Here is a 12,465-nt window from a genome sequence, read left to right as displayed (position 1 = left end):
GGCGCGGTTTTTTATTATTGTCGTTCAAACCTATTTGACCACTTTAAAGCCATAGTAGGTGCCAAACTCACCTTCTGGCTCGTGGTAGATAAACATCATGCCGTTGGTATAGCCCAAGCCGTTGAAGTGATTTTGTGAACGTAACTTCATGGTGGCAGGCAGCGCACTTCTGCCGACAAACTGACCATTCAAGTCAAAAATCAATACGGCTTTGTGATCGACATCCAGCAAGGCTAGCTCATTGCCAGCCACGCCTGTAAAGGCAATGTAATGATCACTGACATCGTCGTGCGCCACTTGGGCTTTGGCGAAATCGAGTTTGATTTCCTGCAGTTTTTCACGTTGCTTGGCATCGACGACAAATACCAGGTTGCCTCTGTCCTGCTTGGCATAATAATGCTTGCTGGCCGGGTCGTAGCTGGGCATGGTGCCCGCATCGCCAAAGGCAGGGTTAAACTGCGCCACATCGCCCGAGGTGCCTAATAACTCGCCTTTGTCGCCAACATCCAGGCTATAAATGCCAGTGTTGGGTGAAAAACCTACCGCGCTGGAAATATTATAGGTAATGGTTTCCAGCTTGCCGGAATTCGGGTTGTAGTACAGAGAGCGATTGTCATAGCCAGGTTTTGCCGAGTTGACATAGCTGCCGTCTGCCGTAAACGCATGCACCTCAGACTTTGAAATTGGCGCCTCGAACTCACTGCCCATCGGGGCCAGGCCACCATCGGCAATGTAATAGTGTTGATTGCTGGGCAGGTAGGCCACTGACATTGGACGTGTGGTTGGCTTTTTGACCAACGGGATTTTTACGCCGACTTCTGCCTCAGGCAGAATCTCAGCATGGGCGGTGAGCGTCAGGCAAGAGAGTGCCAGTGCGCTCAACGTTTTTTGGGGGAATTGCATATCTCCGTCATCCTGTTTTTATTGGTGATTGATAGACTCTATTTTAACGTGCAAGTTTAAGATTTTGCTGACGGCACGCGCGTAATCAGCATGGCATCACCATAACTGAAAAAGCGATAAGACTGGTCAATCGCATGCGCATAAGCCTTGCGCATCAAATCATAGCCGCCAAATGCGGATACCAGCATCATCAAAGTGCTTTTCGGCAGGTGAAAGTTAGTGATTAATCTATCCACCAGCTTGAACTCAAACCCAGGCGTAATAAAAATATTGGTGTCACCATGATGTGCAAATAGCTTACCCACATGCGCCGCACTCTCCAGTGTGCGTAGCGAAGTAGTGCCGACTGCCGTAACGCGTTTGCCATTGGCGCGTGCGTTGAGAATCGTACTAATCGTTTCCTCAGGCAAATGATAAACCTCGCTATGCATATGATGCTCGGCAATATTGTCGACTTTCACTGGCTGGAAAGTACCCGCGCCCACATGCAGCGTCACGTAGCGCACATGCACGCCTTTGTTGATGAGCGCCTGTAACAAGGCTTCATCAAAGTGCAGTCCAGCTGTCGGTGCCGCCACCGCCCCCGCATGCTTGGCAAACACGGTTTGGTAACGGGTGTCATCTGCGGCATCCGCCTTGTGCTCAATGTAAGGCGGCAATGGCAACTGGCCATATTGTTCCAGAAAGTCATACCATGACTCATTGCCCAGCAGGCGGATATGAAACATATCGGCCTGCCTGCCTAACACCTCAGCCTGATAGTCGCCCGACAAATGCAACAAACTGCCCGCTTTGGGCGATCGTGAAGACTTGATTTGCGCATAAGCCTCTTGTTCAGACAGTACGCGGTCTATCATCACCTCAATCTGGCCGCCGGTGGCTTTTTGCCCAAACAGTCTGGCTTTGATGACTTTGGTGTCATTGAGCACTAACACATCGCCCGCCTCAAAGTGGTCGGCAATCTGGCGGAAATAACTGTCCTGTATAGTTTGCTCTATCGCATTGACTTCCAGCAGGCGACTTTCTGAACGGTTGGGTAGAGGATGTTGTGCAATTAAGTGTGCGGGAAGATAAAAATCGAAATCTAGAGTTTTCATAAATCAAAATTATGGTTATAATAGCTGTCTTTGAGATGTCCAACATTATATCCCATGCCGGGATGGCGGAACTGGTAGACGCACTGGACTCAAAATCCAGCGCCGCAAGGCGTGCCGGTTCGATTCCGGCTCCCGGCACCAAAAAGTACTTTAAATAGTACCGAAAAGACTCAAAACAGAATAAATTCTAAAGGCTTAGATGAAAATCTAGGCCTTTTTCCATATCATACCGTCGCTTTATGCCTCCCAGATTTACAGGGAGCGCTTAGGCGGTAACAAAACTTACCCTCTTCTATCAGTATTGATAAACTTGTATTTGCAAAGTAAGCTACATGAAAATCAATATGTTTTATTAGAAAAATAATTTTATTCAGGTTGGAGGGGGAGGCGAATGCGATATCTTTTGTTAGCTGTCATTTTTATTTCTTCTATAGATTGCTACGCTCACTCGGGAGGTACCGACAAGAACGGTTGTCACCACGACAGGAAAACCGGCGGTTATCACTGCCACTAAACAACTTATAGTAGCTTTCTAGATACCCGTTAAATAGCCGGTATCTGTTCACTTGTGACATAAGGTATTTAAAAAAGGCAGGACTCACTATTCATAATTAGTTTCAGCAAGGGGAGATGTATGGCACTACCAAAGAAAGTAGTTGAGCGTTTAACACTAAACCTGAAGCGTTACCAAACTATCCTGGCGGATGCCAAAAATCGCGACATCAGCGAATCAGATACCGTCGTGATCCTTGCTGACATGCTTGCTGAGCTGCTTGGTTATAAAAAATATCTGGAAATTACAACTGAGTTTGCAATACGCGGTACCTATGTTGATTTGGCTGTTAAGGTTGGGGATGATGTTAGGTTTTTAGTTGAAGTCAAAGCTATCAATATTGATCTAAAAGAAAACCATGTTAAACAAGCTATTGATTACGGAGCGAACCACGGTATTGAGTGGGTGGTATTAACCAATGGTGCTGTCTGGCAGTTTTACAAAATTCACTTTGATAAGCCGATTGATAAATCATTAATCTTTGAAGTTGATCTTCTTCAAACCACAGCAAAAAATACACAGCTAATTGAGTGCTTTGGTAACCTAAGCCGCGAAGGATTTACTCAGTCCAGCATGACTGCCTTCTATCAACAACAGCAAGCGACAAGCAAATATTCAATTGGCGCATTGCTGACTACAGAGGCTGTGCTATTAACCATCAAAAAAGAACTCAAGAAATTAAGTCCGACTTCAAAAATTGAGGATGATTTCTTAAAGAATCTGTTGCTGACGGATGTGATTAAAAGAGAGTTGATCGAAGGAGAGCAAGCTACGGCAGCTATCGAACTAATTAAGAAGTGTGCGAGGGCTCAGGCTCGTTTAAAAGCTAAGGCTGTTATCCAGTAAAGTGAATGTGTTGAGAAGAGTATTGTTAGAGCAATTGTAGTGCTCTAAAGACAATGCGGAAAAGACTCAAAGTGTAAAGAATTCAAAGGCCTAGACTTTCATCTGGGCCTTGTTTCATGTGGTTCCGCGGTTGCGTTTGAGCTGCCTGTTACTAGGCGAGAGCTAATTCTTAATAGCGATAAGATCTCGATATACATGCCAACTAGCATGTCCAACCACTGGCATGGTCAAAATCAGACCTAGAAAGTTGGTTGCCAGGCCAAATCCCACGAGGACGACAATACAAAATGCCCATAGCAGCATAGGCACCGGATTGTGGGCGCAGGTGCGCAGGCTGGTGATGGCGGCGGTCCAGGCGCTGGCGTTGCGGTCTAGCATGAGGGGCATGGCGATGACGCTGATGCTGAAAATAAACGCGGCAAACACGGCGCCAGCAGAAAAATAGACGAATAGAAATGTAGGCTGTTTAAACGTGAATACGTTGATGACTACGTCAGCAAAGGTTGGCAATGCACCGCTAAAGTAATGCGCAAAGATGCTCATGGACAGGCGTGCCCAGGCTAGAAACACAAACACCAGTAACACAGTGAATAGCATCACGTTAAGCAGGTTGGGCATCCAGGCTGTTAGCGTCGGGCGTAAGGCGGGTGGCTCACCGGATTCCAGGCGTCGGCTGAGGTCGTACAGGCCCATCGCCAAAAAGGGGCCAAGCAAAAAGAAGCCGGTGGTTGACCCGGCCAATAACCAGTAATTTTCAGCAAACACTGCATGAATGATGACGCCAGTGGCCGCGAAAATAATGCCGTAAAACAGGCTGGCGCGGCCGCCGAGGTGGATGTCAGTCACGCCTGCGTGTAACCAGTCGAGGATGATGTTGGCGTTGACGTGGCGAATCGATATGTCATCGTCGGCGCTGACTTTTGTTGCGGGTAAATTGTGAATGCTCATGTGGTTGCCCCCGGTTAAATTACGGCCACTATCAATTACTTGCCAGTAGTTTGATTAGCTTATTTGGGCACGTGAGTTGTGCACTTTTTATGCGGGGCCAATCGTCACTACTGCATTTTTACATCGATCAACACAAACACTTTTAGAACTAGCATACCATCTAAATTTCATACTTACGAGTGACATATCGCAGGTCATTCTGATGGCTTTTTTAAAATCTACCACAAAAAATCTGCGCTGGCAGAAGTCTGTTTTTCATCTTTTTTGACATGGTTTGTGCGCGGCGAAATCACTTGATTGGGCTGCATTGATGGGCCGATGCCGTTGCGCACGGCCGCATTTGCTGATGCAAACCAGTGTTTGTTCTTTAACTTCTGGTCACCATAAATTTACATTGATGACAGGATCAATCCCGATTTTTTGTCTTGTCACTCTGGTTGTCTTGTGCTAATTTACAACATGTAACAAATTTGTAACTAAACGTAATTTAGTTGCTACAGGCTAAATTCTGGGTTGGCAAGCATGTTATCTATTTGCGAAACACAATGCATCACCAAGCCGAATGCATCTGCTTCTACAGAGAGTGTGTTCAAGTTGTTGCTGAGTTTGGGGGTGTTTTCAGGGCTGATTGCCATGGGTTTTTTGCATGTGGGTGCCTGGATGGTGTTGCCATTTGCTGGCCTGGAATTGGTGTTGGTGGTTCTGGCGTTTGTGGTGGTGTTACGTCACAGCGGTGATTACGAAAAAATCACCTTCGTTGAGAATCATGTTGAGATCGAACAAAGTGTGCTGGGAAAAATAAAACACGTTCGCTTTCAATGCTATTGGACCCGGATAACGCTCAGGGAAGGTGAGAACGGTAAGACGTCACTGTGGATTGGGTCCCATGATCAAGAAGTTGAGTTTGGTCGAGATACCATGGATAACGCGCAACGCGAACAAGTGGCATCTCATCTCAAGCGGGTACTTCTAAAAACTAAATAACTGGATTTTGGAGCGATTAGATGCAAGGGATGAAGAAACTCGGGGTTGGTGCGGTTGCATTGTTCTTGTCTTTAAGTGCACGTGCTGATTTCACCTGGAATTTTCCGGAGCCGGTTACGCCGATGGCTTTGGATACCCTCCACGTACATAACAAATTTATGCTGATTACTGCCGTCATTTTTGTGGCAGTGCTGGCAATCATGATTTACTCCATTGTGACTCACCGTCACAGCAAGGGCTACAAACCTGTAGCCGATAAGGCGCCTTCAACTGCGGTTGAAATTTTCTGGACGCTGATTCCATTTGCGATTTTGCTGCTGATCGACTTTGTCATCATGGGCATCCCGGCTTACCACAGCGTGGTGATGATGGAGGATACACGTGACCAGTCGACCATGGTGATCAAGATCACCGGTTCACAGTGGCGCTGGCAATATGAATACCTGGATGGCGATGCCAAGGGCATCAAGTTCGTCAGCAACCTGGCCACGAGCAATGACCAAATGCATAACGAAGCCGATAAAGGTGAACATTACCTGTTAGAGGTTGATAACCCGCTGGTACTGCCTGTCGGCGAAAAAGTACGCATTCTGATGACAGCTTCTGACGTGTTACACAACTGGTGGGTGCCGCAGTTTGGCTCCTCACGTGTGGCTGTGCCTGGTTTTATCCGTGAAACCTGGGTACAGGTTGAAAAGGCGGGCGTGTATCGTGGCCAATGTAAAGAGCTGTGCGGTAAAGGTCACGGCTATATGCCAGTGGTGGTGAATGCAGTGTCTAAAGAAGAATTCGCGCAATGGGCGAACAAAAAACAAGATGAGCAAAAAGCCGCGAATGATGTCAAAGAAATGACCAAGGATGAGTTGCTTGCTCAGGGTAAAGTGGTCTACGAGAAAAACTGTGCTGTGTGCCATCAGGTAACGGGTGCAGGGTTGCCTCCGGCTTTTCCGGCACTCACCGGCAGCAAAATCGCCACTGGCCCGATTTTTGGCGCAGATGGCAAATATCAAAAAGACAGTCATCTGGATCGTGTGCTGAATGGTAAAGGCGTGATGCCTGCCTGGAAGGCCACATTGAACGATACGGAAATTGCTGCGGTGATTACCTACGAGCGCAATGCGCTGGGTAATACGGCAGCTGTGGATGCACTGGTGCAGCCAGCGCAAGTTAAAGCTGCACGCGAATAATATTTGAGCGATTTTAGGAGAGCACTATGAGTACTACAACCGTAGCACATCATGATGAGCATCACGACGACCATCCGACCGGGATTATGCGTTGGTTAACGACGACTAACCATAAAGACATCGGCACCATGTATTTAACGTTTTCACTGGTGATGTTTTTGGTCGGCGGTTCGATGATTTTGGGCATTCGTGCCGAACTGTTCAAACCAGGTTTGCAATTAATGAACCCGGAGTTTTTTAACCAGTTGATTGGTGTACATGCGCTGATCATGATTTTTGCGGCATTAATGCCTGCAGCAACGGGGTTTGCCAACTGGATGTTGCCTTTGCAGATCGGTGCGCCTGATATGGCTTTGCCGCGTTTGAATAACTGGGGCTTCTGGATTCTGCCACCGTCAGCTATTTTGCTCACACTGCCATTCACGCTGGCCTTGTTTGGTGTCGGTGACGGCGCGTTGGCGACTGGCTGGACCTTTTACCCACCGTTGTCCGTGCAAGGCGGGATTGGCGTCGACTTCGCTATTTTTGCTGTGCACTTGCTGGGTATTTCGTCAGTATTAGGCTCTATCAACATCATTGTGACGATTTACAACATGCGCGCACCTGGCATGACTTTAATGAAAATGCCGATGTTCGCCTGGGGCTGGTTGATTACAGCCTTCTTGCTGATTGCGACTATTCCAGTACTGGCCGGTGCGGTGACCATGTTGTTGACTGATCGTCACTTTGGTACCCACTTCTTTGACGCAGCTGGTGGCGGCGACCCGATCATGTTCCAGCATTTGTTCTGGTTCTTTGGTCACCCAGAGGTCTATATTCTGTTGCTGCCAGTGTGGGGTTTCATTCCTCAGATTCTGCAAACATTCAGCCGCAAACCAATGTATGGCTATAAAGCGCAAGTCTATTCACTGTGGGCGATTGGTGCTTTGGCTGTCGTCGTCTGGGCGCACCACTTCTTTACTGCGGGTATGCCTGTGCCAGCCTTGCTGTACTTTATGTATAGCACCATGGCGATCTCACTGCCATTGGCCGTGTTGTTCTACTGCTGGATCCGCACGATGTGGAAAGGCTCCATGAGCTTTGAAACACCAATGTTGTTTACTGTCGGCTGGATTATTCTGTTCGGCATCGGTGGCTTGACTGGTCTGGTACTGGCTGACGTGGCTGCGGATGCGCAATACCACAACAGTTATTTCGTCGTGGCGCACTTCCACTACACCCTGTTTGCGGGTGGCATCATGGGCATTATGGCGGGCGTGTACTACTGGCTGCCAAAAATGACCGGCCATATGTATAACGAGAAGTTAGGTAAAACACACTTCTGGTTAACCGCCATTTCATTCAACGTGACCTTTATTCCTCAGTTCTTTGTTGGGCTGGCTGGTATGCCGCGTCGTATTCCTGACTATGCATTGCAGTTTGCCGAGTTCAACATGATTTCTACGGTAGGCGCGTTTGTGCTGGGGCTGTCACAACTGCTGTTCGTGTACATCATTATCAGCTGTGTCAAAGGCGGCAAAAAGGCCACTGATAAAGTGTGGGAAGGTGCGCAGGGCTTAGAGTGGACCTTGCCTTCACCTCCGCCTTACCACAGTTTTACCGAGCAGCCTGTCGTCAAGTAACTATATGTTGAAAGCCAATCAGTCTTTGATTGATTGGCTTTGTGTTAAAGGTGGATGTATTTTGAGTGATCCCAAGCGGTCAAATAATAGGAAGATTGCCTGGCTGTTGGCCGCCGTGGCTATCATCTGGTACCTGATTTCGATGTTTACGATTTGGAAGTAAGCGGCGCTTGCAACGGTTATGGCATTAGAACAAGCGCAAGCAGCAGCCAATAAAAAATTGGCGTTGAAGTTGGTCTGGATTATTGCGGGTGCATTGCTGTTTGCTTTTGCGCTGGTGCCGTTGTATGACGTGATTTGTTCGGTCACTGGCTTGAATGGCAAGACAAAAAATACGGCAGAAAGTGCGGCCAAGGCGGTCGTCGACTTGAAGCGCGAAGTCACTGTGCAGTTTGTGTCTTCTGTGATGCCAGGGTTGGGCTGGAACTTTTACCCCAAGCAAAGCAGTGTGGTGGTGCATCCAGGCCAGGTGACGACGGTGATGTTTGAAGCAAAAAACATTACCAATGTGGAAGTCGCCGGGCAGGCAATTCCAAGCGTGACGCCAGGCAAAGCGTCGGCACATTTAAAGAAGATTGAGTGTTTTTGTTTTGTCAGGCAGACACTCAAACCTGGGGAAGTAAAGGCGCTGCCACTGCGGTTTTTTGTCAGTGCAGAATTGCCAAAAGATGTACAAGAAATGACCTTGTCGTATTCGTTTTTTCCGGCAAGTCAGTAAACAATAATTATGAGCACTAAGTTAAAGGATAGGGAGTTAATGCATGGCTAGTCATTCAGAAAATCACTATTTTGTCCCGCATGGCAGTATTTATCCGGCGCTGATTTCCGTCGGCTTGCTGTCTATGGCCAGTGGTTTTGTTTTTAATGTTACCGGTTCGGATACGCGCCTGGATGGCTCCTTCAAGAATCCGGCACTGTCTTACCTCGCAACCCCGGGCAAATACATGATGTACTTGGGCCTGGCGATTATCCTCACCATGATGTTCAAGTGGTTGAGTACCGTGGTCACCGAAAGTATTACCGGCCAATATAAAAAATGGGAAGATAAATCTTTCCGCATCGGCATGATCGTGTTTATCTGTTCAGAGGTGGCTTTTTTTGCAGCTTTCTTTGGCGCGCTGTTCTACATGCGCGTGCTGTCGGTACCTGACCTGGCTTCTTACGCACCGGATATTACACCGTATAAAGACTTTTTAAGCACCTGGCCATCTCAAGGTCCAGGCGGTGTCGTACTGGGTGAAACCTACAAGCCAGACGCATCATTTCACCCCATGACCTGGAGTGGTTTGCCGCTGATCAATACCTTGTTGCTGTTGAGTTCTGGCGCAACCATTACTTGGGCGCATTGGGGGTTGATCAAGAATAATCGCAAGCAGTTGATTATTGGCCTGTTCTTGACCATTGCACTTGGTGTGACTTTCCTGTGCTGCCAGGCCGCTGAGTATCACCATGCTTATACAGAAATGGGCCTGACGCTGAAATCAGGGGCTTATGGCGCAACTTTCTTTATGCTCACCGGTTTTCACGGTTTCCACGTGACGATTGGTACCCTGATGTTGATTGTGATTTGGTTGCGCAGTATTAAAGGCCACTTTACGCCTGAGCATCACTTTGGTTTTGAAGGTGTGGCCTGGTACTGGCACTTTGTGGATGTCGTGTGGTTGGGCCTGTATATCTTTGTTTACATGCTCTGATGAATCAAAAAGGGCGCACTGGGCGCCCTTTTTAGCAAGCGTAATATTGTTAAAGTGTATGGCCTATGTAGCCGAAATGCGCTGCGAGAATCAAAGCCAGAAACAGGAAAATGGATAAGCCGATACGCATGGTCAGGGCTTTCACGGTGCGATCGGAACCACTCTTGTCTTTGAGCAAAAACAGCAAGGCGGAAAACAGGCTGCCCACAATGACAGTCAGTATCAAAATGGTGACAATTTTAATGAACATGATGTGATCTCGCGTTAAGTTGCTCACATTATGGGCTGTAAGCTGGAAAATGCAAATACCCTTGGGAAATTATGTCGTTCGTGTGCGCTGGCTGGTGGTGTGTGTCATGGTAGTCGCAATCTGGGGTTGTGTCCGGCTTGGTTTGTGGCAATGGCACAAGGCAGAACAAAAGCAGGAAATTACCCGCGCATTAACGCATCATGGCGATGCGGTTTGGCCGCAAGCGCAAGACTTGGATTCCCAGGCTAAAGTCGATACTTTGCATTTGCAGACAGTTGCATTCAAAGGGCATTACCTGCCTCAATATGCTTTTTTTCTTGATAATCAGGTGGAGCAAGGCCAAGCCGGATTTCATGTCATCACGCCTTTCTTGCTCAGTGACCAACAGCATGTGATCTGGGTGAACCGTGGCTGGATAGCCGGGTTTGCTGATCATCAACAAACACCCAAAATTTCCACCACGCAAGCTGAGCAAGTGATTAAGGGCTTGTTCTGGCAGCAAACGAAAGTTGGCTTCAGGCTGGATAAGCCTGGCCAGACCTGGCAGTCTGTACAACCCGTACTCGACTTTGCTTACTTGCGTCAGCATGTGCCTTATGTTTTTCCGGATGTAATCCTCAAACTCGCCCCGGCGGTTGCTGAGGGTTATGTGCGGCATTGGGATGTGCCTGCCGGGCAAGTGGAGAAGCACCTTAGTTATGCTTACCAGTGGTTTGGTTTTGCGGTGGCAAGCCTGGTGATTGGATTGACTCAAATGGTGGAGAAACGGGCTTGAATATGACCCATGAAGAAACGAATCCTTTAGTGGTGCTGGATCCTGTGCAGCAGCGTAAAGGGCGCATGATTTTTTTGTTGCTGGCAATTTTTTTCACCGTGCCGCTATTAGTGGTGGTGGCGATGATCAAGTTTGACTGGCGTCCTACTGGCAAGAGCTATGGTCAATTAATTCAACCGCCCGTTTCCATTGCCCACACAACCCATTGGGTGAGTGACCAGCAGCAGGCATTGCCAGCATTCTGGCAGGATAAATGGAATATCGCGCTGATTGCGCGTGAGTGTGATGCGCCTTGCATACAGCGTTTGTACGACATGAGGCAGATTTATGTCTCGTTATACAAAGACATGATACGTGTGCAGCGTGTATTGATTACACAACAAGCAGATACCACGGCGATTCGCGCCCGCTATCCGGATTTGCTGATTATTAATGGCCAGGCTGAACAAGTGGCCATGCTTGGCAGTATGTTGAGTGGCGGCGGCCAGAATACACTGGATGCACAACGCGTGTATTTTATTGATCCGCTGGGCAATGTCATGATGCAGTATGGTCCCGAGATGGAGGCTAAGTGGATCCGCAAGGATCTGGTGAAATTGTTAAAGGCTTCATGGGCAGGTTAGTACATGTTTAAAGCGTTAAGTGTATTGGCTGCTATTGTGGCTTTTTGTGTGGTGGTGCTGGGATCATATGTGCGGCTCTCAGATGCTGGTTTGGGTTGCCCGGATTGGCCAGGTTGTTATGGGGCTTTGACGGTGCCACAGAGTGAGTCAGCGATCCTGTCGGCGCAGCAGGCTTATCCCGACAAGCCCGTTGTGCATGCCAAAGCCTGGAAGGAAATGGCACATCGCTACCTAGCAGGCAGTTTAGGCTTGATGGTGGTGGCTTTGGCCGTGTTGGCGTATCGTCAACGGCATACCATTACAACATCCTGGCAGTTATCTGCCGGTTTGGTGGTGTTGATCGTTCTGCAAGCCTTGCTGGGGATGTGGACGGTGACCTTGTTATTAAAGCCAGTGATCGTGACTTTGCATTTGCTGGGTGGCATGACGACTTTAGCCTTGCTTAGCTGGATTGCCTTTCGTCATGGCAGCAAGCAGGACGTTGCGTTACCAGGCAGCCAGCAATGGTGGCTACGTGTTGCGCTGTTAGTCTGGATTGCACAGGTGTTATTGGGTGGCTGGACCAGTAGTAACTATGCGGCCCTGGCCTGTACGGATTTTCCGACCTGTCATGGCTTGTGGTGGCCGGACATGGATGTCGGTGAGGCATTTCACCTCACGCGTGCTTTGGGGGAAAGCCGCGATGGCGGACAGTTGCACCTGAATGCGCTGACAGCCATTCAATGGATACATCGTTTGGGTGCGTTCGTGGTGCTGGGCTGGATGCTGGTGAGCGTGAGATTTTTGCTGCAACGACCTGTTTCACGTCGCCTGGCTTGGGGGCTGCTGGCGATTGTACTGTGTCAGGTGGCGATTGGGGTTGGTAACCTGCTGTTGCAACTGCCGTTGGTGCTGGCGGTGCTGCATAACGCAGGAGCCGCATTATTGGGCGTATGGCTGGTAGCCATCAATGCCAGATTGTTGAATACATCATGAAATGTCAT

Annotated in this window: 14 protein-coding genes and 1 tRNA gene; 11 read left to right on the top strand and 4 right to left on the bottom strand. The window is 48.4% G+C overall.

The genetic code is table 11. The features are described 5' to 3' along the window. Positions 1-30 precede the first annotated feature (30 nt). Positions 31-903, bottom strand: a complete 873-nt coding sequence (locus tag INP79_RS13330) for a hypothetical protein (protein WP_194754745.1) — start codon at positions 901-903, stop codon at positions 31-33. A 56-nt stretch (positions 904-959) separates the two neighbouring features. After that, a complete protein-coding gene (gene queA, locus INP79_RS13325; protein WP_194754744.1) occupies positions 960-2,000 on the bottom strand; it encodes a tRNA preQ1(34) S-adenosylmethionine ribosyltransferase-isomerase QueA in 1,041 nt (346 codons plus the stop codon). Positions 2,001-2,056: 56 nt separating this feature from the next. Between queA and INP79_RS13320 the strand changes: the two genes are divergently transcribed. From INP79_RS13320 to INP79_RS13310, 3 genes are all read left to right on the top strand, one after another. Next, positions 2,057-2,141 (top strand) — tRNA-Leu (locus INP79_RS13320). 250 nt (positions 2,142-2,391) lie between these two features. Beyond that, the gene (locus INP79_RS15605; RefSeq protein WP_194754743.1) at positions 2,392-2,514 is read left to right on the top strand and encodes a YHYH domain-containing protein; all 123 of its coding nucleotides are present in this window, start codon (positions 2,392-2,394) and stop codon (positions 2,512-2,514) included. 120 nt (positions 2,515-2,634) lie between these two features. Beyond that, positions 2,635-3,399, top strand: a complete 765-nt coding sequence (locus INP79_RS13310) for a type I restriction enzyme HsdR N-terminal domain-containing protein (RefSeq protein WP_194741488.1) — start codon at positions 2,635-2,637, stop codon at positions 3,397-3,399. Positions 3,400-3,561: 162 nt separating this feature from the next. Here the strand turns inward: INP79_RS13310 and INP79_RS13305 are convergent, their stop codons facing one another. Next, positions 3,562-4,347, bottom strand: a complete 786-nt coding sequence (locus INP79_RS13305) for a DUF2189 domain-containing protein (RefSeq protein WP_194754742.1) — start codon at positions 4,345-4,347, stop codon at positions 3,562-3,564. A gap of 522 nt (positions 4,348-4,869) precedes the next feature. Between INP79_RS13305 and INP79_RS13300 the strand changes: the two genes are divergently transcribed. From INP79_RS13300 to INP79_RS13280, 5 genes are all read left to right on the top strand, one after another. Next, positions 4,870-5,331, top strand: a complete 462-nt coding sequence (locus tag INP79_RS13300) for a DUF2244 domain-containing protein (RefSeq protein ID WP_194754741.1) — start codon at positions 4,870-4,872, stop codon at positions 5,329-5,331. Between the two features lie 20 nt (positions 5,332-5,351). After that, a complete protein-coding gene (coxB, locus tag INP79_RS13295; RefSeq protein ID WP_194754740.1) occupies positions 5,352-6,518 on the top strand; it encodes a cytochrome c oxidase subunit II in 1,167 nt (388 codons plus the stop codon). 26 nt (positions 6,519-6,544) lie between these two features. Next, complete coding sequence (ctaD, locus tag INP79_RS13290; protein ID WP_194754739.1) at positions 6,545-8,140, top strand: cytochrome c oxidase subunit I; 1,596 nt, start codon at positions 6,545-6,547, stop codon at positions 8,138-8,140. Positions 8,141-8,321: 181 nt separating this feature from the next. Then, a complete protein-coding gene (locus INP79_RS13285; RefSeq protein WP_194754738.1) occupies positions 8,322-8,858 on the top strand; it encodes a cytochrome c oxidase assembly protein in 537 nt (178 codons plus the stop codon). Between the two features lie 43 nt (positions 8,859-8,901). After that, positions 8,902-9,834 carry a cytochrome c oxidase subunit 3 gene (locus INP79_RS13280; RefSeq protein WP_194754737.1) on the top strand — a complete coding sequence of 311 codons (933 nt, stop codon included), beginning with the start codon at positions 8,902-8,904 and terminating at the stop codon, positions 9,832-9,834. 49 nt (positions 9,835-9,883) lie between these two features. Here INP79_RS13280 and INP79_RS13275 read toward each other — a convergent pair whose 3' ends face one another. After that, positions 9,884-10,084: a twin transmembrane helix small protein gene (locus INP79_RS13275; RefSeq protein WP_194754736.1), complete on the bottom strand. Its 201-nt coding sequence runs from the start codon at positions 10,082-10,084 to the stop codon at positions 9,884-9,886. Positions 10,085-10,133: 49 nt separating this feature from the next. Between INP79_RS13275 and INP79_RS13270 the strand changes: the two genes are divergently transcribed. The 3 genes from INP79_RS13270 to INP79_RS13260 are packed head-to-tail and all read left to right on the top strand — an operon-like array spanning position 10,134 to position 12,457. Beyond that, positions 10,134-10,859 carry an SURF1 family protein gene (locus INP79_RS13270; protein ID WP_194754735.1) on the top strand — a complete coding sequence of 242 codons (726 nt, stop codon included), beginning with the start codon at positions 10,134-10,136 and terminating at the stop codon, positions 10,857-10,859. Between the two features lie 2 nt (positions 10,860-10,861). Next, positions 10,862-11,482, top strand: a complete 621-nt coding sequence (locus INP79_RS13265) for a hypothetical protein (RefSeq protein WP_194755061.1) — start codon at positions 10,862-10,864, stop codon at positions 11,480-11,482. Between the two features lie 3 nt (positions 11,483-11,485). Further along, positions 11,486-12,457 carry a heme A synthase gene (locus tag INP79_RS13260; RefSeq protein ID WP_194754734.1) on the top strand — a complete coding sequence of 324 codons (972 nt, stop codon included), beginning with the start codon at positions 11,486-11,488 and terminating at the stop codon, positions 12,455-12,457. Positions 12,458-12,465 lie beyond the last annotated feature (8 nt).

The sequence above is a fragment of the Methylophilus sp. QUAN genome (genome assembly GCF_015354445.1).
In the GTDB taxonomy this organism is placed as follows: domain Bacteria; phylum Pseudomonadota; class Gammaproteobacteria; order Burkholderiales; family Methylophilaceae; genus Methylophilus.
Note: the sequence above shows the minus strand (reverse complement) of the source record. Positions and strands in the feature narration are given on the sequence as shown.